Origin of the sequence: Dyadobacter beijingensis DSM 21582 (assembly GCF_000382205.1) — a bacterium.
Lineage (GTDB): Bacteria > Bacteroidota > Bacteroidia > Cytophagales > Spirosomataceae > Dyadobacter > Dyadobacter beijingensis.
This window is the reverse complement of the sequence record NZ_KB907789.1, coordinates 1,116,393-1,138,192: the sequence shown is the minus strand read 5'-3', so window position 1 is coordinate 1,138,192 and position 21,800 is coordinate 1,116,393. Positions and strand designations below refer to the sequence as shown.

14 protein-coding genes and 4 tRNA genes are annotated in these 21,800 nt (G+C 50.6%); 3 read left to right on the top strand and 15 right to left on the bottom strand.

The window, feature by feature from the left end; all coding sequences use genetic code 11:
• Window positions 1–74: 74 nt before the first annotated feature.
• From H144_RS33460 to H144_RS0123330, 14 genes are all read right to left on the bottom strand, one after another.
• Complete coding sequence (locus H144_RS33460; RefSeq protein WP_019944545.1) at window positions 75–848, bottom strand: LytR/AlgR family response regulator transcription factor; 774 nt, start codon at window positions 846–848, stop codon at window positions 75–77.
• Window positions 849–1,025: 177 nt separating this feature from the next.
• A complete protein-coding gene (locus tag H144_RS0123390) occupies window positions 1,026–4,100 on the bottom strand; it encodes a lantibiotic dehydratase (protein WP_019944544.1) in 3,075 nt (1,024 codons plus the stop codon).
• Window positions 4,101–4,389: 289 nt separating this feature from the next.
• A complete protein-coding gene (locus H144_RS0123385) occupies window positions 4,390–5,145 on the bottom strand; it encodes a LytR/AlgR family response regulator transcription factor (protein WP_019944543.1) in 756 nt (251 codons plus the stop codon).
• Window positions 5,142–5,834: a sensor histidine kinase gene (locus H144_RS34630; RefSeq protein ID WP_169409418.1), complete on the bottom strand. Its 693-nt coding sequence runs from the start codon at window positions 5,832–5,834 to the stop codon at window positions 5,142–5,144. The genes H144_RS0123385 and H144_RS34630 overlap by 4 nt, the downstream gene beginning before the upstream one ends.
• 550 nt (window positions 5,835–6,384) lie before the next feature.
• A tRNA-Ser gene (locus tag H144_RS0123375) sits at window positions 6,385–6,471 on the bottom strand.
• 54 nt (window positions 6,472–6,525) lie between these two features.
• Window positions 6,526–7,599, bottom strand: coding sequence for an asparaginase (locus tag H144_RS0123370; RefSeq protein ID WP_019944541.1), 1,074 nt, complete (start codon window positions 7,597–7,599; stop codon window positions 6,526–6,528).
• 39 nt (window positions 7,600–7,638) lie between these two features.
• Window positions 7,639–8,412 carry a TatD family hydrolase gene (locus H144_RS0123365; RefSeq protein ID WP_019944540.1) on the bottom strand — a complete coding sequence of 258 codons (774 nt, stop codon included), beginning with the start codon at window positions 8,410–8,412 and terminating at the stop codon, window positions 7,639–7,641.
• Between the two features lie 2 nt (window positions 8,413–8,414).
• A complete protein-coding gene (locus H144_RS0123360) occupies window positions 8,415–9,035 on the bottom strand; it encodes a polysaccharide deacetylase family protein (RefSeq protein ID WP_019944539.1) in 621 nt (206 codons plus the stop codon).
• 114 nt (window positions 9,036–9,149) lie between these two features.
• Window positions 9,150–10,658, bottom strand: a complete 1,509-nt coding sequence (locus H144_RS0123355) for a glutamate synthase subunit beta (protein ID WP_019944538.1) — start codon at window positions 10,656–10,658, stop codon at window positions 9,150–9,152.
• 49 nt (window positions 10,659–10,707) lie between these two features.
• A complete protein-coding gene (gene gltB, locus H144_RS0123350) occupies window positions 10,708–15,288 on the bottom strand; it encodes a glutamate synthase large subunit (RefSeq protein WP_019944537.1) in 4,581 nt (1,526 codons plus the stop codon).
• Window positions 15,289–15,687: 399 nt separating this feature from the next.
• The gene (locus tag H144_RS0123345) at window positions 15,688–16,110 is read right to left on the bottom strand and encodes an STAS domain-containing protein (protein WP_019944535.1); all 423 of its coding nucleotides are present in this window, start codon (window positions 16,108–16,110) and stop codon (window positions 15,688–15,690) included.
• Between the two features lie 49 nt (window positions 16,111–16,159).
• The gene (locus tag H144_RS0123340; protein ID WP_019944534.1) at window positions 16,160–17,095 is read right to left on the bottom strand and encodes a phosphoribosylaminoimidazolesuccinocarboxamide synthase; all 936 of its coding nucleotides are present in this window, start codon (window positions 17,093–17,095) and stop codon (window positions 16,160–16,162) included.
• Between the two features lie 16 nt (window positions 17,096–17,111).
• Window positions 17,112–17,831 (bottom strand): tetratricopeptide repeat protein, encoded by a 720-nt coding sequence (locus H144_RS0123335; RefSeq protein WP_019944533.1) that lies wholly within the window; start codon window positions 17,829–17,831, stop codon window positions 17,112–17,114.
• 39 nt (window positions 17,832–17,870) lie between these two features.
• The gene (locus tag H144_RS0123330) at window positions 17,871–18,833 is read right to left on the bottom strand and encodes a vWA domain-containing protein (RefSeq protein WP_019944532.1); all 963 of its coding nucleotides are present in this window, start codon (window positions 18,831–18,833) and stop codon (window positions 17,871–17,873) included.
• Window positions 18,834–18,966: 133 nt separating this feature from the next.
• On the opposite strand from H144_RS0123330, the gene H144_RS0123325 reads away from it, so the two are divergent.
• The 3 genes from H144_RS0123325 to H144_RS0123315 all read left to right on the top strand — a co-directional run bounded on the left by H144_RS0123325 (window position 18,967) and on the right by H144_RS0123315 (window position 19,386).
• Window positions 18,967–19,053: transfer RNA gene (locus tag H144_RS0123325), tRNA-Ser, on the top strand.
• Window positions 19,054–19,108: 55 nt separating this feature from the next.
• A tRNA-Pro gene (locus tag H144_RS0123320) sits at window positions 19,109–19,182 on the top strand.
• A 130-nt stretch (window positions 19,183–19,312) separates the two neighbouring features.
• Window positions 19,313–19,386: transfer RNA gene (locus tag H144_RS0123315), tRNA-Arg, on the top strand.
• A 55-nt stretch (window positions 19,387–19,441) separates the two neighbouring features.
• Here H144_RS0123315 and H144_RS0123310 read toward each other — a convergent pair.
• Complete coding sequence (locus H144_RS0123310) at window positions 19,442–21,664, bottom strand: TonB-dependent receptor family protein (RefSeq protein ID WP_019944531.1); 2,223 nt, start codon at window positions 21,662–21,664, stop codon at window positions 19,442–19,444.
• Between the last annotated feature and the right edge of the window lie 136 nt (window positions 21,665–21,800).

The following is a 21,800-nucleotide window of genomic DNA, read 5'->3' as shown; positions in this document are numbered from 1 at the left end:
AAAAAATTGAGATAGCCAGCTGTGAAAAGCGACAAACGGTATGTTTTTTGCGGTGAACGACCGGTTTGACGGAATCAGATCGTGATGCCTTCTATTTTCTTCCGGACATCATCCCTGAAAGTCCGCCCGATTTGAAGCCTTCTCGCGTCTTTCAGCTTGATTTCGTTGCCCTCCAGGGCCATTACGTCCTGGAAGTTCACGATGAAGGACCTGCTGATGCGAAGGAATGCTTGTTCCGGTAGTTTCGCTTCTATCTCCTTCATCGTCATCCGGATCACAATATATCCCGATGTATTGATGGGTTCTTTCAGGAATATCTTGAGGTAATCTTCCATCGCCTGGATGACCGAGATATTGTTAAAAAACAGCCGCATATTTTTCTTGTCAAACTTGACGAATGCGGAGTCATTTTCTTCCTGGACTTCCTGTGGTACGCTCAGCCACCCAGTTCCGCCCCGTACGCCGTCCTTCATGCTTTTCATCTCCTTTACTTTTTCAATGCTCCGGATGAATTTCTCAAATGAAACAGGTTTCAGAAGGTAGTCCAGGGCATCAAAATCGTAGCTTTTGAGCGCATGCTCGACATAGGCTGTCGAGAAAATGACGAGGGGCCTGTGCAGGCGGAGTACATTGAGCATTTCAAACCCAGACATTTCGGGCATGTTGATGTCCAGCAAAATAAAGTCGGGCTTTTTGGTTTGTATCACCGAAATGGCCTCCACGGCATTGTTGCAGGTTGCTATCAGTTCGATGTCGGGTAACTTTCCCAGGTAGCGGTGATAAATGTTTTGGGCGAGTGGCTCGTCTTCGACAATTACACAGGTTATTCGATTATGCTCGCTGGACATGTGTAAAGTTTTTGGAGATGGTGATGCAGCCGGCGCGCACGATCCATACCGGACTTCATGCGCCGAAGGCTGAGGAATTCGTTCTGGCTAACAGATGCTTCAAATGTGGAAAATTAAATCCGGAGCCATAAATTTATTCGACAACCCAACCGCTGTTTTCGACATACCTGCCCAATTTTACGACTTCCTGCGCGAGGCTTGCTCCTGCGCGATTTTGCCTTTGTAGTATTTGTGAAGAAAATGATAAATCAGCAATTCCTGTTCACGCGATTCTGAAATCAGTAATCTGTTACAGGTCATGTGGACCAATGATCCGATCTGCTCCGGCGAAAATGAGGGGTTAATCAGCACATCTTTCAGGTTAGCCGAAAGTTGGGTGCATAGTTCACCTATCTGGCCTTCCGTATGGTCGTCGTCCGTTTCCATAACGGTTACTACCTGCGGCCGTAATGCCCTGAATTTTTCGTTTAGTTGAATTTCAACCTTGTCGCCATTCGCATAGTCGCCCAGGAAGTTCACCATAAACTGCCTGGTGAGCAGAGCCTTTTCCTCCGGCTTAAATCCAAATGAATTCAATGTGGCGTCGATGAGTTTGCAGGCATATAACCACCGGTATTCGTCCGCTTCATGTTCGACGATCTTCTCAATCGAACAAGCAACCCAGTGACTATCGATGAAAAAAATCGTCTCGGCCAATTCAATATTTTCGGCCCCATACCGCTCCAACTCCCGGTCGTATGTGCCGATCACAGATTTGTCGATCAGGTTTTGATCGGTAAATGGCGCCAGGTTTTTCTTCAAATGCATCACAATTTCCGTAGGATTGAATGCGTCCGAACTACTGAAAAACCGCAACCGGAGATGGGGGAGTGGGTCCTGGTAGCGAATAAAAAACCACTTTTCAATCCGGCCTTCTTCCAATAAATGATCGCAGAAAGGCCTTATAATCTCCGTAAGAATCCTATCTGCGATGGCAGTACCCGTGTAAATCTGCACGTAAAGCCAGGGATCGCCGAAGCTGAATTTCCTTTGAACGTCCGGTATGGAACAAGACCCCGTTTGCGAAGGATTCGGGACATGGTTCACCGATTTTAATGGAATGACCACTTCATTCGAATAGGAGCCATTCTGATCTTGAATAATGCATTGCGACGGCACCGACAGAAATTCTTTCAACTGTGCCTTGCCCTTTTTTTCGACTTCCTCCCTCAAAATGGATTTGGCCAGCGGTAAATGTAAGTCGAGCAGCATCTCATTGTCACCTTCAATCAACTGAACATATCTGGGGACACGGTACTGCCGGATAAACCAGTCCAGGTCGAGGGAGCCGGATTTTTCGATATTCCAGGTTTTTCTACTCAGGATCAGGTGATTGTAGGTCACCCTGGGCAGGACCGGCCGCCCGCTCAGCATGGACCATCGCCAACTGAAACTAATCGCGTCTGTTTCATTTTGAATATCACAAAGAAACTGGTAAACCGGCAGCTCAGACCCGTAGTTGTGTGCATTGGACAGCCTGGGTATCACTTTCTTGCCCAACTTTTTCGAACGCACCGTGACGCTGCCACCGGCAGTCACAGACACAAGCAGATCATCGACAGGCAATTGATTTTGCGCTTCTCCCGAGGACAGCGTAATGTATGGAATCTCGTACGCGTACAAGGGCGGGTGCGACAGCACATTTCCGGTTTTCGTCTCAGGCAAAAAGACAATTTCTGCCAGCACCGAATCGGGAAAACAGCGCTGCTCATGTGCTGTCGTTTCTAACAGCTTCGCTTTCAGCGCTGGATTGGAATTGGAAAACCGGGCCAATAATGCCGCCGCCGATTGTCCTCCGAGGTAACCGAGGGAAAATTTCAGGTCCTTCCCGTCGCCACCCGACGCATCGATGATATTTCCAAAAGCGTAAAAGCCCGGATTTACCCTGGGCATAGACGTAAACGCACTGATATCCGCTGCGGTAAGATTAATTTCCTCCGACTGATTTTCGGTGTAATCCAGGTATAGGCGAAGTAGAAAATTATCCCATTCTGTAAATTCGGCAGTAACCTTCTCCTTCGGTGTTAGGTCTATCCCGTCCAGAACGGAAATGCTGCTTAGCCGGGATGCATGGCCATAGTCGATCCCGAGTTCTCCGTCCAATGCAAGCGCCAGGGGAATTTCTGCGCTACCATATTTGCTATAAAACTCCCGGGTGAAATGAAGGAGGTTCACACTCGGCCTGTTTTGCGACAAACGCTGTATTTCTAAGAGATCAAGCTCAATTTGTTCCCTGAATGATTGTGCGACCGATAGGTTCTCGTAAGCCTGTTGCAACGTAATCTGAACGAGGTTATCGGCTGTCACTCCTTCGAAATTTTGCGCAATCAGGTTTTGCAGGTCCGTGTAAACGTTGATACGGCCCTTGTCCGAATCCAGCATTTCGGAGATTTGCGTCAGTACCGGCAATAAGGGGCTGTCAGCCTGCATCCGCCCCAGCTTATCGATAAAGTCATGCAGTCCGCTCGTGGTGGTAATCCGTGGGGACAAATCACAGACCAGCAGTTGGTATTGCACGAGATCGTCGACGAACTCCGCAGCATTGGCCTCCGAAAGGCCGTGTGCCGAAAGATGGTTTCTGATGTCAGACAGGTAGCACCCGTCGTTGGCCAGGGAAATGGCACTTTGAAGTGCTTCACTGTTTTTGATGGAAGAAATAAAATAGCTTCGTTCCCTTTGCTCCTGGGCGTATTCCACATACCGGACATCATTTCCAACCTTGTAGATGCTGTTGTTAGGATAGAATAACGACTTTTCCTGTAAATCCGAAGTAGCTAATGCAACGTCTTTGATCTGGTTTAACAGCAGTATGTCCGGTTCGATGAAAATCCGGTCCCCGGACCGGGAGGGTACGATGCTGGTATGGTTCCCCCAATGCCCGAGGGAAACACCGGAGAATAAGCCGAAAGGCGTTGCGCGGCTGCACAATCTTCCCCAGTACTTGTAGAGGGTTTTGACGAGTTTGGTTTCTTCCGAAATGAAAGTTCCTGAAAGCCACTGTGTTGTTCGCTCGTGAAGGACGGGCGAGGCTACATACAGGGCTTCCAGGAAGTGTTCATCGGTGCCGACAAGCCGCTTGAATGATTGTGAAAAAGACGGTTCGTCTTTTTTATAAAGTTCATAAAGGCCGCAAAAGAAATCGACAGGTAAAGCAGGTCTTCTGACAAGGAAAAAATCGAAAGAAGTAAATTCAGCTTGATTTTTTACACGCATGCTCTGATTTTGAACTTCGTAAAAAATAATGGGCTTCGCTGGTTCCGGGCTACCTTAATGTGAACCCGGTAGTCTCGGTGATGGTAGTGCTGTCGGTAGAATTTTTGTTACCGGACTTGATGGGTTTTTTGGCCTTAAGTGTAAGGATCCTTTTTCGTACGAGCTTAACAGTTAGGTAGTTGTCTGACATCATGATATAAGTTATTTTGTTTAAGTATGGCGTAAACAAACTGTACAGGACGCTAACAAAAAAATATTTTAGATCAAACGATGCAATCCTTAGACAAACCTATATGATTTTACCTTGAAGATTACTCAGGACGACATCCCGGAAAGTCGCCCCGATGGTGACTTTCTGCTTGTTGGAAAGCTCCATTTCATTGCCGTCGATCGCTTTGATCTCTCTGATGTTGACGATGAAGGATTTGTTGATCCTGATAAACCGGTGTTTTTTAAGGAGTTCCTCCATCTTCCCGATCGTCATGTGAATGATCACCATAGAGTCGGTCAGATGAATTTTCAAATAGTCCTTCATGCCTTCCACAAGGACGATTTCACCGATATTCACCTTGATCAGCTTTTTGTTACTTTTTACCATGAAGAAGTCGTCCCCCGCATGGCCGGATTTGGACGACTCCGGATCGCTGTCCGGGTTTCCTCCCCACGTGTTGCTTTTTAGGCTTATTTGCTCCGAGACCTTGTTGACGGATCTTACAAAACGTTCAAATGAGATGGGCTTGACCAGGTAATCGGTTACTTCGAAATCGTAACTCTCGGCAGCATGATTGGAATATGCGGTCGTGAAAATAATGTAAGGACGGGAGCCGCCCAGTATTTTAACCATTTCCAGACCAGTCACTTCCGGCATCGAGATGTCCAGGAAAAGCACATCGGGATTGAGGTTACGGACAGCTTCCAGCGCTTCCAATGCATTGGGATAGACACCAAGCAACTTCAGGTAGGTCAATCGCTCCGCAAACCGGCACAAGAGATTCTGTGCAAACGGCTCATCGTCTACAATAATACACGTGATTTCTTTCTTCATTTTAGGCTGATATGCAGGAAGACGTCATACTCTGCGGCAGAGTTGTTAACTTTTAACTCATAACGGTTTGGGTAATAAATATCCAATCTTTTCTTGAGGTTTACTAATCCGATTCCTCCTTTTTGCAGCGGTTCGGTTTGCATGGAGGGCTTGCTATTTCTTACCTGAAAAGCCAGTTTGCCATCAACGAGGCGTACAACTATTTCCACCCATTTTTTTCCAACGGTATTCAGGCCATGTTTAAAAGCATTTTCAACAAATGGGATAAGCAGAAAAGGCGGAATCCGATGACCGTCGAAATTGCCTTCGGCCTTAAAGCTGATGAGTGTGTCGGGTGTGTGCCGGATTTTTTCCAATTCTATATAATCTTTTAAAAACAGGATCTCTCGCGAAAGAAGCACGTTTTCCGAGCTGGATTCATAGAGGGAGTAACGCATGAGATCGGCTAGTTTGAGGATCGTATTGCCAGCCAGTTCATTGGTTTCTTCCACCATGGAATAGATGTTGTTCAGACTGTTGAACAGAAAATGAGGGTTTAGCTGAGACCTGAGAAAATCCAGTTCCAGACTCAGATTGTTCCGCTGGAGTTTTAAAATCCGGTTGAAATACGAAAAGGTATTGCTGATTCCAATGATGGCAATCGGGATTACAATGTAGTTACCGGTAAGCGCCCAGATGTAGAGGTCCATGAACCGGTTGAAGGGAATCCTCCAAAATGCTTCAGATTTCATTCTCTGCCAGCCAAAAGACACGAATTTGGAAGGATTGGGAGTGGAAGCGATAAATTTAAAAGAATAATAAATGACGTAGGAATTGAGGAAATAAATGAAGACCGCTACAAAGACAAATATGTAGAACTTATCCGGAAGGCTTTTCTGCAGCGCATAAATCAGCGAGTATATCGACAATATAATCAGGGCAAAAATGCAGTTCGACAGAATGCGATTCCACTCCTCGTCCCCGGTGCGGCCCAATGTGACGGAAAAGTCGGAGAGGATGTAGATCCAGTATAACCAACAGAATGTCAGATGCTTGGCTATATTTAAATACCTGTTATTCAACCAAAAATTTTTCAGATCAAAGGACATCATGGGGATATTTCCGGCGTGTAAGGTTTTGAATCCCCGTCAATTTATTAAAGAATTAGTTCGCACGCACGCTTTGACTAACCTGTGAAAATGAAAAAGCCTGTAAATGATTCATTTACAGGCTTTTGATGCTTTTTGTTACTATTATCAGCAGAGAGGAAGAGATTCGAACTCTCGATGCAGTTACCCACATACTACCTTTCCAGGGTAGCCCCTTCAACCACTCGGGCACCTCTCTATCGGGGTGCAAATATAAGGAAGAGATTGTTGTTTCCAAATGCAGTAGCCAAAATCAAATGCTCATTTCTCCGCGGAGAGGCTTGCCGAGCAGGTCCACGCATGCGCCGCCGGGGCGTTCGCAGGCGAAAACGTACATCATTTTGGTGATCGCCGCTTCGGCGGTAATGTCCGAGCCGCTGATCACGCCGATCTGTTGGAGGAACTTGCTCGTCTGGTACTGGCCCTGCGATACACGGCCACCATCACATTGGGAGACATTGAATATGACGATATCCTTTTCGATCGCATTGCTGACTGCATTCAAAAACCACGGCTCGGTAGTGGCATTGCCGGCACCGTAGGTTTCCAGCACAATGCCCCTAAGCCCTTCGATATTCAAAATCGATTCCACCACTTGCCGGCTGATGCCCGGGAACATTTTCAGGAATGCGACGTTGCTATCGAAGCTTTTGTGGACGTTCAGTTTCAAGCCCGGTTTGTACGGTTTGATGTATGGAAAGTTGTATTCGATATTGACGCCCGCATTTGCCAGCGCCGGATAGTTTTCGGAATGGAATGCGTTGAAATCCGAGCTTTCCTGCTTTTTGGAACGGTTACCGCGCAGCAGGTTGGAATTGAAATAAATGCAAACCTCGGTGATAATCGGATGCCCTTCCGCATTCTTGGCGGCCGCCAGTTCCAATGCGGTGATCACGTTCTCACGCGCGTCCGAACGCGCCACGCCGATGGGCAGCTGCGCGCCCGTGAGGATGACGGGCTTGTTGAGGTTTTCGAGCAAATAGCTTAAAGCCGAAGCCGTGTAAGCCATCGTATCCGTGCCATGCAGGATCACAAAGCTGTCGAACTGCTCGTAATGCGCCTCGATAATGGTCGCGAGCTCCACCCAGATCGCCGGGTTCATGTTCGACGAATCGATCGGCTCAGGGAGGGAGAGAAAGGTAATGTCGAAATCCAGCCGGCTGATCTCGGGGACCTTTTCAATAATCTGCTGGAAGTCGAACGGGACAAGCTGCTTGCCCTTCGTTTCGTACACCATGCCCAGCGTTCCCCCGGTGTAGATCACAAGGACCGAACCGGTAGTGGGCTCCGGGGAAATGGGGTTAATATGTATTTTGGTATAACTCATTGAATTACTGATTTATGCAAGTGCCAGGCATGTTTGCTATTACTCACTTCTCGCCTGCCGCAGCATGCTTTTAGCATTCGCCGTGGTGGCAGCGATGACGTCGGTTTTGGTCATTTCTTTCAGATCGGCTATGCGCTGGGCTACGATATCGATGTAGGCGACTTCGTTACGTTTGCCGCGGTAGGGGACGGGGGCCAGGTAGGGTGCGTCGGTTTCCAGTACCAAATGCTCGATCCCGACGTGCGGTATCACTTTGTCCAGGCCGCCATTCTTGAATGTGGCCACGCCGCCGATACCGAGCTTGAAACCGAGCTCAATCGCTTTCTGCGCTTCGTCCAATGTGCCCGTAAAGCAATGGAAAATGCCGGTTAATGCGGGATCGGCAAAGTCTTCGATGAGTTTTACAGTTTCCCGGAATGCGCTCCGGCTGTGAATGTCGATCCAGAGGTTATGCTTGCGCGCGAGGCCGCATTGGTACAGGAATGCCTTTTCCTGCTGCGCTTTAAATGTAACGTCCCAGAAAAGGTCCATGCCGATCTCGCCAATGGCTATAAACGCATATTTGCCGAGCCATTCTTCCATGATCTGCAACTCCTTTTCAAAATCTTCCTTCACATAAGTAGGGTGCAGGCCGATCATCGGGAGGCATTTGCCGGGATACTTTTCAGCGAGTTCGAGCATGCCGTCGATCGTTTCATGGTCGCAGTTAGGCATCCATATTTGCTCAATTCCTGCATTCCAGGCGCGGTCGAGCATTTCGGTACGGTCTTCGGCGTAATCGTCGCTGTATATGTGGGCGTGGGTTTCAATCATATTTACATGGGTAATGCTACAAAACGGTAACCCTTCTCGTTAAAATGTTCGAGGTAGCGAGGCAACGTATAAAGCATGTTTTTAGCGGCTTTGATACTGTCGTGGAACAGCACGATGGAGCCGGGCCGGGTGTGTTGGATGGATTTTTTTAAACAAATTTCAGGGGTGATTTCTGCGGAGAAGTCGCCGCTGAGAACGTCCCACATAATGATCTGCTTGTCCCGCAAAACCACGCTCGACTGGCTCTTCCGGATGCGTCCGTAAGGCGGACGGAAAAGCTTCGTTTCGAGGCCCAGCTGTTCCTTGCATTGCTGAATGTTTTCGAGGTAAACGGCGTCCTCAGTTTTCCAGCCGTTCATGTGGTTGAATGTGTGGTTGCCTATGGCGTGTCCGCCGTTTTGCACCATTTCATATATGTCCGGATGTTTCCGGACATTCGCGCCGATGCTGAAAAATGTCGCTTTTGCATTGTACCGGGCCAATATTTCCAGCACCTGCTCGGTAATATCCGGGATAGGGCCGTCGTCGAAAGTGAGGTATATGGCCTTTTCCTTCGTGGGGATGTGCCAGATAAAGCCCGGGAAAAATGCTTTCAGCCAGAATGGCGAATAATGCAAAAACATATAGCGTGATGATATTTTGAAGCCAAATATAAAGGGATATAAAACAAGAAGCTGCCGGGTAGGGCAGCTTTCTTGTGATACATGATATAGAGGCTGGCTTAAATCCTGTCTTGATTATGCATGTGCAAATACAGGATTCAGCATCGATACAGCCTTGGCTTCGAGGAATGACTCACCCATCAGGTACTCGTCCACCGAACGTGCCGCTTCGCGGCCTTCGCTGATCGCCCATACCACGAGCGATTGTCCGCGGCGGCAGTCGCCCGCTGCGAAGATCTTCTCGTTGGAAGTCGACTGGTATCCGTTGGTTTTGATGTTGCCGCGCTCGTCGAATTCCAGCTCGAGGTCGTTCAACAGGCCTTCTTGCTGCGGGTGCAGGAAGCCGGCTGCCAAAAAGGCCAGGTCGCAAGGAATGGTACGCTCGCTGCCTTCTACCTCTTTCATTTGCATACGGCCCGTTTCAGGGTCTTTCTGCCAGTCGAGGTCTACGATCTTCAATGCGGTCAGGTTACCGTTTTCGTCACCGATGAATTCCTTGGTATTGATGGACCAGTGTCTGTCGCAACCTTCCTCGTGTGAGGTCGATGTGCGGAGCATCATCGGCCAGTTCGGCCAAGGGGTGCTGGCGTCGCGGTCTTTCGGAGGAATCGGCATGAGTTCGATTTGCGTAACGGATTTCGCACCGTGACGGCCCGAAGTACCCACGCAGTCGGAACCCGTATCACCGCCACCGATTACCACCACGTGCTTGTCGGTCGCAAGGATTTCGCCATTCGGGTAAGCCACGCCGCGGTGATCCATCACGCGGTCGATACCGGCAACGCGTTTGTTCTGCTGGCTCAGGAATTCCATCGCAAAGTGTACGCCTTTGAACTGACGGCCCGCGATTTTCACATCGCGCGGAACGGTCGATCCCATCGTCAGCAGCACGGCGTCGAATTCATTCTGCAGCTCGTCCGCTTTGATATCCACACCTACATTTACGCCGGTACGGAACTCCACGCCTTCGGCTTCCATCACCGCCATACGACGGTCGATAATGCCTTTGTCAAGTTTGAAATCGGGGATACCGTAACGTACCAAACCACCGATTTTATCTGCTCTTTCCAGCAACACTACCGAGTGACCGGCCTGGTTGAGCTGGTAAGCAGCTGCCATACCCGCAGGCCCCGAACCTACCACCGCCACTCTTTTACCGGTGCGGGTTTTCGGGATGCGTGGTTTCACCAAACCTAGTTCAAATGCTTTTTCGATGATCGATTTCTCGATGTACTCGATCGCTACCGGCGGCTTGTTGATACCCAGTACGCAGGATGCTTCGCAAGGAGCGGGGCAAATGCGGCCTGTGAATTCAGGGAAGTTGTTGGTAGACGCTAATATTTCGTAGGCCAGTCCCCAGTTTTCATCATACACCGCGTCGTTGAACTCGGGGATGATGTTGCCCAGCGGACAACCATTATGGCAAAAAGGAATTCCGCAGTCCATACAACGGGCTGCCTGCTGTTTGGAATTAGAGTCGGTTGGTGCGGTTTCAATCTCACGGTAGTCTTTCAAGCGCTCGTCTACGCTTCTTTTTTTCGGCAACTCCCTTTCAAACTCTAAAAATCCGGTTGGTTTTCCCATTCTTATTACTGATTTAAAAAATTCTGATAGTTGATCTTGAAACTGAAAATTACTGGTGTACCACGTCTACGACGATGTCTTTGTACACCACGTTCTTGTCTGCAATCTGCTGTGCGAGCGTGATACCGCGTCCTTCCAGCGCTTTGCGGAAGTCGGATGGCATTACTTTCACAAATTGCTTCACAGATTCTTCCCAGTTCTGGATCAGTTGGAAAGCGATGTTGCTGGTCGTGTACTGGAAATGTTTATCCAGATACTCGCGAAGAATCGTTTTGTCTTCTTCATTCAATGCTTCGAGCGACACCATTTCTTTATTTACTTTCTCTTCGAAGGTTCCGTTCTTGTCGAGGACGTAAGCCACACCGCCCGACATACCCGCCGCGAAGTTGCGGCCTGTTTCGCCGAGGATGATCGCCAACCCGCCCGTCATGTATTCGAGACCGTGGTCGCCGACACCTTCCACAACCACTTTCGCGCCCGAGTTACGTACGCAGAAGCGCTCGCCCGCCGTTCCGCGGATGTAGGCGTCACCCGAAGTAGCACCGTAGAATGCCACGTTACCGATGATGATGTTCTCTTCCGGCTTGAATTTCGCGTCGCGGTCGGGGTACACGATCAGTTCGGCGCCGCAGAGGCCTTTTCCGAAGTAGTCGTTCGCGTCACCTTCCAGTTCGAGGCGTACACCCAAGGTATTGAATGCACCGAAGCTCTGGCCCGCAGTACCGCGGAATTTGAAGTGGATATTGCCGTTTGGCAAGCCTGAGCCGCCGTATTTCTTCGAGATTTCGTTCGAAAGCATCGTTCCCACCGACCGGTTCAGGTTGTTGATCGGAAATTCTGCATAAATCTCGTCTTTCTTCTCCAATGCGGGCTGCGCCGAACGGATCAGGTCGAGGTCGAGAATGGCGTCGATACCGTGGTCCTGCTCTTCCTGCTTGAATTGGGCTACCGAAAGGTCGCCCTCTTTGTACAGGATCGCGTCGAAGTTCAGGTTTTTGTATTTCCAATGTTTGATATCATTGCGCAGTTCGAGGTACTGGGCCTGACCAACCATTTCATTTACGGTTCTGAAACCAAGCTGGGCCATGATCTCGCGCAGCTCTTCCGCCATGTAGGTAAACATGTTCACCACGTGCTCAGGCTTGCCCGAGAACAATGCGCGGAGTTCCTTACGCTGCGTAGCTACACCTACCGGGCAGGTGTTCAGGTGGCATTTACGCATCATGATACAGCCGGCTGCTACCAATGCTGCCGTTGCTACACCCCATTCTTCGGCACCAAGCAATGCGGCGATCGCGAGGTCGCGGCCGGTACGGAGCTGTCCGTCGGCCTGAACGGTTACCCGTCCGCGCAGTTTGTTTCTTACCAAAGTCTGGTGCGTTTCAGCCAAGCCAAGTTCCCATGGCAGACCCGCGTGGCGGATCGAGCTCAATGGAGAGGCACCGGTACCACCGTCGTAACCCGAGATAAGGATGTGGTCGGCGTGTGCTTTCGCTACACCGGATGCTACGGTTCCTACACCGGCTTCGGATACCAGCTTCACGCTGATACGTGCAGCACGGTTGGCATTTTTAAGGTCGAAGATCAGCTGCGCCAAATCCTCGATCGAGTAAATATCGTGATGAGGAGGAGGGGAGATCAAGCCCACGCCCGGCGTCGAGTGACGGGTACGGCCGATCCAGTCGTCCACCTTAAAGCCCGGAAGCTGACCACCTTCGCCCGGTTTTGCACCTTGGGCAGTTTTGATTTGCAGCTCGCCCGCATTGCTCAGGTAGTGGCTTGTTACACCAAAACGGCCCGAAGCAACTTGTTTGATCTGCGAATTCATGCTGTCGCCGTTCGGCAGCTTGTTGTAACGCAGCTCGTCCTCGCCACCTTCACCGGAGTTGGATTTACCGCCGATGCGGTTCATCGCAATCGCCAGCGTCGTATGCGCTTCCCATGAAATCGATCCGAAAGACATGGCACCTGTCGCGAAGCGTTTGAAAATATTTTCAACCGGCTCTACCTCACTCAGAGGAATCGCATTGCCTTTTTTGAATTTCAGCAAGCCGCGCAACGTCAGCGCTTTGTGGCTCTGTTCGTCGATCAGTTTAGAGTATTTCTTGAACTGTTCGTAGCTCGCATTGCGGGTAGATTGTTGCAGCAAATGCACCGACTGCGGGTTGAAGATGTGTGCTTCACCACGTTGTTTCCATTGGTAAACACCACCTACTTCCAGTCTTGGCTTTTGCTCCGCGCTTTCGTGGTAAGCCACTTTGTGACGTACGAGGATTTCACGGGCAATCTCAGGAATACCCATACCGCTGATACGCGAGATGGTTCCTGTGAAATATTTGTCGATTACGTCCTTGTTCAAGCCCACGCATTCGAAGATCTGCGCACCCTGGTAAGATTGCAGGGTCGAGATTCCCATCTTGGAGAATATCTTCAAAAGCTCCTTGTTAACGGCCTTGATGTAGTTGTAATGCAGTTTTTCGTCGGTGAACTCGCCTTCGATCATGCCTTTGCGGTTCATGTACGAAAGCGTTTCGAACGCCATGTAAGGGCAGATACCCGCTGCACCGTAGCCGATCAGCGTCGCTACGTGGTGGGTTTCCCAAACGTCTCCCGCTTCTACGAGCAAGCCCACTTTACCACGCAATCCCTCGCGGATCAGGTGGTGGTGGATGGTTGCCGTTGCGAGCAGTGAAGGGATCGGCGCGTGGTCGGAGTCGATGGCGCGGTCGGAGAGGATAAGGATCTCAAATCCGTCTTCGATCGCGTCTACCGCGTAACGGCAGATTCTGTCCAATGCTCTTTCCAATGCTTTTCCGCCTTCGTCGGCACGGAAATACGTATTGATGGTTTTGGCCTGGAAGCCGTCTTTATCTACAAAACGCAGCTTGTCGAATTCCTGCACCGAAAGGATCGGGTGCGGCAATGCGATCTGGCGGCAATGTTTTGGCGTTTCAGTGAGAATGTTCTCGGTGCTGCCTACGAAAGAGATCAAAGACATGATCGCACGCTCGCGGATCGAGTCGATCGGCGGGTTGGTAACCTGTGCAAAGAGCTGTTTGAAATAGGTAGACAAATGCTGTGACTGGTCCGAAAGAACGGCCAGCGGCGAGTCGGTACCCATCGAACCGATCGCTTCCATGCCCGTCTGAGCCATTGGCCCGAGGATCATGCGCAAATCCTCCGAAGTATAACCGAATGCAACCTGACGTTTCAGCAATGCATTCTCGTCGTATGCGCGGTACGTGCGGATCGGGTGATCGAGCGCGTCCACGTGCAGCTTGTTCTCGTCCAGCCACTGCTGGTAAGGCTGCGCGGTGCAGATTTGCGATTTGATTTCTTCATCGGGAACAATGCGGCCCTGCTCCATATCCACCACGAACATACGTCCGGGTTGCAGGCGGCCTTTGGTTACGACGCGCGCCTGGTCCACTTCCAATACACCCGCTTCCGAGCCCATGATGATGGTATCGTCGTCGAGTACCCAGTAGCGTGACGGGCGCAGACCGTTGCGGTCGAGCGTAGCGCCTACCATTTTGCCGTCGGTGAATGAGATCGATGCAGGACCGTCCCAAGGCTCCATAATGGCCGCGTGGTATTCGTAGAATGCCTTGCGCTCAGGGTCCATTTGCTCGTTGCCGTCCCATGCTTCGGGGATAAGCATCATCATGACGTGCGGCAATGAGCGGCCCGAAAGGTGCAGCAGTTCGATCGCATTGTCGAGGTTGGCGGAGTCGGACTGGTTCCTGTCGCAAATGGGCAGGAGCATATCCATTTCTTCTTTCGAGAAGAATTTGGACTCGAATGATTTTTCCCCGGCGCGGATCCAGTTCACATTACCTTTCACGGTGTTGATCTCGCCATTGTGCGCGATGTAGCGGAACGGCTGGGCCAGCTCCCATGAAGGGAAGGTGTTGGTCGAGAAACGCGAGTGTACTACTGCCAATGCAGATACCACCGACTCGTTTTCCAGGTCCGGGAAGTAATATTTCAGCTGGGCAGTCGTAAGTTGCCCTTTGTATGAGATAGTACGGCTTGAAAGCGAGGAGAAATAGAAATTTTTCGCGCCTTTGACCGTGTCTTTAATCAATCGTGCAGCAACCTGGCGGAGAATGAACAGCTTGCGTTCAAACGCCATATCGTCCGTAATGTCGTCCGGACGTTTAATGAAAACCTGCTCTACTACCGGTTCAACGGAGAGAGAGCCTTCACCCAGGGTATTGTTCAATGTAGGAACCTTGCGGTAGCCGAGCAGTTGAAGGCCCAGCTTCTTGATCTTTCGGTTCAGAATATCCCTGCTTTCTTCCCTGGCAAGCTCGCTGCCGGGGAAAAAGATCATCCCTACACCATACTCACCTGCCGGCGGCAAGTGAAAGCCCAACTTGGTAGATTCTTCTACAAAGAACTCGTGAGGGATCTGAATTAAAATACCAGCACCGTCACCGGTGTTAGGGTCAAAACCAGTAGCACCCCTATGCTCCATCCTTTCGAGCATATGAATGGCATCAGCCACGATCTGGTGCGACTTACGACCCTTGATGTTAGCCCGGAAACCGATTCCACATGCATCATGCTCAAATTCCGGGCGGTACAGTCCCTGATTTTCTACCATTTGTTCAGACATTTGCGACATTTATCGAATTGTAGGTAATTAACAAATTCGTAATTAGAATCTGTTTAAATAAGCACTTTAAAAGGAAAGCGAAAACGCCAGTGTGTGATGTTTTGGGTAAAGCCACGCAATATACCCATAAAAAATATTTGGCTTATTATGGGAATGGCAAAATTTTATATCACCAATATGGATTTGGCCGATTAATTACAATTATTATCAGAATATTGATAAATGTGCAATGAATCGAGGGATTTATTGCCATTTGGCACACGCTGGAAGGCTTTTTGAGGTGACTTGGAGGATTACAAAAAGCGCCTGCGAAAAATATAAAAAGTGTTAGAATGACGTAAGAAAAACGTCCCGCCGGGCTTCGGCGGGACGTTCGTGTAAGTGGCTGAAAATTATACTATTCAAATATCAGGGCTCTTTCGATTCGCTCACGCCCTCGTAGTCTTCATCGTCATAGTCGTCGTCGCCGGCACCGAACTCGTTTTCCAGGCTGTGCATGAAAATGGCGTCGATCGCTTCTTCTTTGGTAGGTAAAACCGTCAGGTCGGGAATGCGCAGGTCTTCCAGGAGGTCTATGAAATCGTCATCGCGGGTAACGATCGCGAGCATCCCAAGGTCGTTCGCACAGAGGTAATTCACCTTCTTTAATGTGGTAATCCCCGTAGCGTCCAGCGACTTCACGGTCTGCATGTTGACGATCAGGCTGTGGTAGCCCTCCCGGAAGAGTGAGCGGGCCGTTTCTTCGAAGGCTGCGGGCACATCGTCCGCAAAAGCGGTCGCATCCGTTTCGATATACACGTATTGTTCTTTCTTTTCCAGTTTAAAATCCATTTCGGTTGTCGTTTTGTCGAACAAATATTTTGTTAAGCGGTAGTTCGGCTCAGGCCAGTGCGCGGAGCACTGCTTTTTCAATTCTCTCCAGCGGGTGGTCCAGGTTGTTTTTCTGGAACTTCATACCGGTCACTTTTTCGAACAGCTCGATGTAGCGCTCTGAGATGGACGTCACTTTTTCGTCGGTCATTTCAGGCACTTTCTGGCCGTCTTTACCCTGGAAGCCGTTTTCGATCAGCCATTCTCTTACAAATTCCTTGCTAAGCTGCTTTTGGGCTATTCCGGCGCGCTGATTTTCCTCATAAGTATCTTTATAGAAGTACCTTGAAGAGTCGGGCGTATGGATTTCGTCAATCAAATAAATCGTGCCATCCAGCTGGCCGAATTCATATTTGGTATCCACCAATATCAATCCCTGATCGGCCGCCATTTCAGTCCCTTTCGCGAACAATGCGAGCGTGTAGCGTTCCAGATGCTCATATTCGTCTTCGCTTACGAGCCCCTGCGCGAGGATTTGCTCCCTCGAAATGTCCTCATCGTGGCCTTCGTGCGCCTTCGTCGTAGGTGTGATGATAGGCTGGGGGAGTTTGTCGTTTTCCTTCAAACCCTCGGGCAATGCCACACCGCATACTTCGCGCTTGCCGGATTTGTACTCGCGCCATGCGTGGCCGGCGAGGTAACCGCGTACTACCATTTCCACCGGGTAAGCCTGGCATTTGATACCGATGCTCACATTCGCGTCGGGCACTTCTTCGAGCCAGTTGGGCACGATGTCGGAGGTGGCGTTCAGGAAGTGGGCGGCGATCTGGTTCAAAACCTGGCCTTTGTAGGGTATAGCGCGGGGCAGGATCACATCGAATGCCGAAATGCGGTCGGTAGCGATCATCACCAGACGCTTGTCGAAAGAGTACACGTCGCGGACTTTCCCTTTGTAAAATGCCGTCTGGCCGGGGAACTGGAAGTTGGTTGCTGGTATGCTGTTCATTAGATTATGGATAAAATCACCATTCGATTTCGCTCTTTTGCGCCGGTTTCTGGTTGTACTGCTTCCGGCGGAGCTGGTAAATATATTGCGATTCGTTCGATTTCATGGCATCGAGAATGGCCCTGGCCTGCTCTTCGCTCATGTTCATCGCTTTGAGGCTTTTCAGTAATTCCTCTTTTTTTAAATCCTCGCTCACCTCGCGTATTTCCTGCGGCGGGGCAGGCGGCGGTGCCGGCTGGACCTGGTTCGGCTGCTGCTGGTTCGACTTCCGTTTCCGGGTCCTGATGTCCGACTGTTCATCCACGCCCGAGAAGCTCTTTTTCAGGATAATGTAATTGTTACGGGCCAGCGTGTTGCCCGGTTCGAGCCGCAATGCGGTCCGCAGGCTGGTCAGCGCGGTGGCGGTATCTTTTCTGTTGACGAGGATCAGGGCGATCTGCGCATTGGCCACCGACGCGATACCGCTGTTACCGATATCACTCAGCAGCCGGTAATGTTTCAATGCCTGTTTATAGTCGCCCATTTTATATAGCGAATGCGCAAGGTTCAGTCGCGCAGCGGGATCTGAAAAGAGTGAGCCGTAGGTAATCTGGTGGTACAGCTCGGCAGACCGTGTAAATTCCTTTTTCTGGAACGCCTGTTCCGCATCGAGCTTTCGCTGGTTCGCCTTGGTAATGGAATCGAAGGTCCGGTTATCCCAAAGCCAGAGCAGGACATAGAGGATCAGAGACGTCATATCGGTTCACATTTGCGTGCAAAAATAGGGAATTGCTGCTTACAGTCGAAACGTTCCGATGGTAATTAGTACATCGAGCAGGATCAATATCAGCGCCGCGCCGAGGAAATAGTAGTATTTGTTGGAAACGACGGTGATCGTGCGGGAGTCGATCAGCGCTCCCTCGGCCTGGTTAATATCGCTGATCAGCTTTTGAATGTCGTTCTTCGAATTATTCAGTTCGTAATAGCTGCCGCGCGCGGAACCGGCGATGCCGCGCAGGAAATTCTCGTCGAGCTTGCTGATCACGAGCTTGTCGTTTTTATCCATTAAAGGCTTCCCGTTCTGCTGGATGCTGATGCCCACTTTCGTGCCCACCGCCACCGAATACACCCCGATACCGAAGCGGCGCAGGTTATTGAACAATGCGTTGGTGCAGGTGCTGCTGTTCTCACCATCGGTAAACAGTACCATCATTTTCGCACGGCTCGTCGGATCGGCGGCATTCATCAGTTTGTTATAGGCCATTTCAATGGCGCCGCACACATTGGTACCATTCGTCGGCAGCAGGTCGGTTTGCAGGGACTGGATGAACAGTTCGAGCGCGGCCGCGTCGTACGTGAGCGGCACGTGTATGTAGGCGTCGTTGGAGAAGATGATAATGCCGATCCGGTTGGCGCGCTCGTTTTCGATGAAGCGGTTGAGCTCGAACTTCACTTTTTCGAGCCGCGAGGGCGTCACGTCCGCCGCGTCCATCGACTTCGACAAGTCCACGACCATGAATATATCCTTACCCTTCGCCTGAATGTCGCGCTCCGCCTCGCCGAACGACGGCCCGAGCAGGCTAATGATCAGAAGCGAGAAGGTAATACTGCGTAAAAAGAGTTTGATGATAAGGGTACGGGCAGTGGTTTGCAGCTGCCGGGCAATGCGAACAGTACGGATAATGTAGGCTGTGTAAGCGAAAATGAAAAAAAATATAAAAAAATATTCAGTGCTTTCAAAGGGGTAATTCCAGTTCATAATGAACGAATTGTGTAATTTAAACTTGGGCAAAAATAGGCATTTAAGGCTTCTGGTGAAGTTTTTTTTCTTGAAATGTTTGCTTTTCTGAAAATAGACCTGCTATATTTGCACTCCCGAACGACGGAAGAACGGAGGGATGGGTGAGTGGCTGAAACCAGTAGTTTGCTAAACTGCCGTACTCGCAAGGGTACCGCGGGTTCGAATCCCGCTTCCTCCACGCGGTTTTCAACGTTCGCCAAAGTGCTCTTCTTAAAGTAGAAGAGAAAAATTATCGGGGAGTGGCGCAGTCCGGTAGCGCATCTGGTTTGGGACCAGAGGGTCGCAGGTTCGAATCCTGTCTCCCCGACAAAAAGCAAAAAGGCAGTAAGCCGTATGCAGTATAACTGCACTGCTGACTGCCTTTTTTTATGACCTTAAATGGCCCAAACTGCCCGTGCGGAGATCCGCTTCTAAGCAGTAGGTTTTTTCAAATTCCAGGTCCCGTAGCTCAGCTGGATAGAGCAACTGCCTTCTAAGCAGTAGGTCTTGTGTTCGAATCACAACGGGATCACAAAGAACGAAGAGGCCGCCTCAAATTGATTTGAGGCGGCCTCTTTTCTTTATTATCAGATTTTTATCCCAAACGAAATCCCAAAACTCCGGCCGTCGGAAGACCATATGCCTGCGCCCGGGTACATGGTCGGCCTTTTGGTGAAATATTGCTTGTCGGTGATATTGTTCACGCCTGCGCGCAGCGTGTAGGCTTTTCCTAATCGCAGCGTCGCGTTAAAGTCGAGCAGGCCATAGCCGGGGACTTTCCCGATCGTGCCGTTGGCCGACGGCTCCACCGTGTTGAGCGGGTTGGCGTAGTTCGAGCTCACGTAGCTGTACTGCGCAGTTACAGATAGTTTTTTATACAGCAACTGAACGCCATTGCGCGAAATCCAGGTCGGCACGCCTTCCACCCGGTTGCCGTCTATGACCCGGTTTTCACCATTGAAGACAGCCGTCCCGCGCACATATTTCGCATCGAAATAGGAGGTAGAAGTAAAAAAGGAAAGCTCCGTGGCCGGTACCGATTGCTCGTAGGTCTTGAAAAGGCTGTACTCGATGTAAGCCTCTACGCCCCTGGTGCGGCTATCTCCGGTGGTGGTGCGGTAGAGGTAGGCCGTGCCGGCGTCGTCCTTCATGGCCACAGTGCCCATTCGGTGGTTGATCATCACCTGGAAAAGGCCGATGTCGTAACGCAGCCTGTCGCGCACATGACCGCTGATACCGGCTTCGAGGTTATAGCCATAGGCGTCTTTGAGGTTCTTATCCACCCTTTCCAATACCGAGCCTGGAATGATGTCCTTGAAAACGACGGGCCGGTAGGCCTGGGAGAAGCCTGCGTAGGCGCGACTGCTCTCGCCGATGCGGTACTGCGAACTGATACCGAACAGCGGGAAGCTGTGCCTGATCGTATTCGGCAGGTTCTGCGGGTCGTAGTAGGTGATCTTGCCGGTCATATCGGTGCTGCCTTTCTCCACGCGCACGCCGGGCGAGAAGCTCAGTCGCGTGGTGATGAAAATGAGGTTTTCGACAAACAATGCCACGTTGTCGGTCGTCATGTACATATCGCGGCCGAATTGCGCGTCGGTAACGGTCAGGTCGAAATCGCTGCCGGTGGTGCCTTTGCCGAGCTGGCGGCGGCGGAGCTTGTTGTGCATATACTGTACGCCGCCCGAAACCACATTGCGCAAGCCCATAAAATGATACTGGTGCATCAGGCGCAGTTCGGTAGTGAAGCTTTTGAAATTGTCGATATCCACCTGCCGGGCACGGTAGGCATTGGTGACGCGGCTGATCGTGTCTGGTACGTTGGCAAATGCGTCGAACATCACGCTGTTACGCGCGCCGTATACACCCGAGGTGGTCAGTTTCAGCTGGGTATCGGGACTGATTTTCCAGTCCAGCACGATCGACGGCACGTAAATGTCCGGATTGAAATAGTTGCGCGAGCGCGTCGACTGCCGCGGGTCCTGCGCGAACATGGCGTCGGTGAGCGGCCCGGGGATTTGGTATACATATTCGGAGCGGCCCAGCTCTGCCTTCACACGCAGCGAATTGCTGAACTCGTACGTCAGGCTCACGAACTGCGATTGCGCATCGGATCTGGCATTCTTGCGGTAACCGTCCGAATGGCGTTTCTGGTAATAGGCCTGGTACGTCAGCTTGCCCACTTTCCCGCCGATGGCATTATAGGAGCTGAAAAGCCCGAAAGAACCCACCGAATTGATCGTTTCGAAAGAGAATGCTTTGGACGTATCGGGGCCTTTGGTCACGTAGTTGATCATTCCGCCGAATTGTGCGCCGTATTGCAGCGATGACGTCCCGCGCACCAGCTCCACGCGCTGGATCGATTCCATCGCGGGGCTGTAATGGCTGGCCGGGTAGCCGTACATATCCGAGTTGGTAATGATGCCATTTTGCCGGATGTTGTATTCCCACGAACGGTGCGGGTCCAGTCCTCTCGTCGAAATGTTGACCTGGTTGCCGCTTCCGTCCATGTCATATACGAACACGCCTGGTATTTTGGCGAAGATCTGGCGGCCAGTTTTCTCGGCGATGTTTCCGTTTACGCCTTCCATTTGGACCACTTCACTTTTCTTACCCGCGGTAATGTACGTGTTATGGACGTCGGGAAGCCGTTCGGTGTGGATCACATTTTTACGCTCGCCGACGGTGACTTCGTTCAGGTCGAACACTTTTTCGACCTTTTCTTTTTCCGGTTTGCCGTTTTGTGCCACCGCGTGGCGGGCGCCGGTGGAGAGGATTGTCAGTAATGTAAGAAGATACAGTAGTTTCATATTTCGCTATGCAGAAATGATAGGGTATAAGTCCCGCTCCGACATCATGCCTCCGGGGCAAACGCGTCGTGGGCGAACTTGATGAATGCTGACATATAGCCGCATGCTCCGGAAAGGGCAGTTTTCCCGGTAGCAC

Coding starts and splice junctions, on each gene's coding strand:
- H144_RS0123345 (WP_019944535.1), bottom strand. CDS start 16,110: ATGGATTTTAAACTGGAAAAGAAAGAACAATACGTGTATATCGAAACG.
- H144_RS0123355 (WP_019944538.1), bottom strand. CDS start 10,658: ATGGGAAAACCAACCGGATTTTTAGAGTTTGAAAGGGAGTTGCCGAAA.
- H144_RS0123370 (WP_019944541.1), bottom strand. CDS start 7,599: ATGAGTTATACCAAAATACATATTAACCCCATTTCCCCGGAGCCCACT.
- H144_RS0123340 (WP_019944534.1), bottom strand. CDS start 17,095: ATGAACAGCATACCAGCAACCAACTTCCAGTTCCCCGGCCAGACGGCA.
- H144_RS0123365 (WP_019944540.1), bottom strand. CDS start 8,412: ATGATTGAAACCCACGCCCACATATACAGCGACGATTACGCCGAAGAC.
- H144_RS0123310 (WP_019944531.1), bottom strand. CDS start 21,664: ATGAAACTACTGTATCTTCTTACATTACTGACAATCCTCTCCACCGGC.
- H144_RS0123335 (WP_019944533.1), bottom strand. CDS start 17,831: ATGACGTCTCTGATCCTCTATGTCCTGCTCTGGCTTTGGGATAACCGG.
- gltB (WP_019944537.1), bottom strand. CDS start 15,288: ATGTCGCAAATGTCTGAACAAATGGTAGAAAATCAGGGACTGTACCGC.
- H144_RS0123385 (WP_019944543.1), bottom strand. CDS start 5,145: ATGAAGAAAGAAATCACGTGTATTATTGTAGACGATGAGCCGTTTGCA.
- H144_RS33460 (WP_019944545.1), bottom strand. CDS start 848: ATGTCCAGCGAGCATAATCGAATAACCTGTGTAATTGTCGAAGACGAG.
- H144_RS0123360 (WP_019944539.1), bottom strand. CDS start 9,035: ATGTTTTTGCATTATTCGCCATTCTGGCTGAAAGCATTTTTCCCGGGC.
- H144_RS0123390 (WP_019944544.1), bottom strand. CDS start 4,100: ATGCGTGTAAAAAATCAAGCTGAATTTACTTCTTTCGATTTTTTCCTT.
- H144_RS34630 (WP_169409418.1), bottom strand. CDS start 5,834: ATGGACCTCTACATCTGGGCGCTTACCGGTAACTACATTGTAATCCCG.
- H144_RS0123330 (WP_019944532.1), bottom strand. CDS start 18,833: ATGAACTGGAATTACCCCTTTGAAAGCACTGAATATTTTTTTATATTT.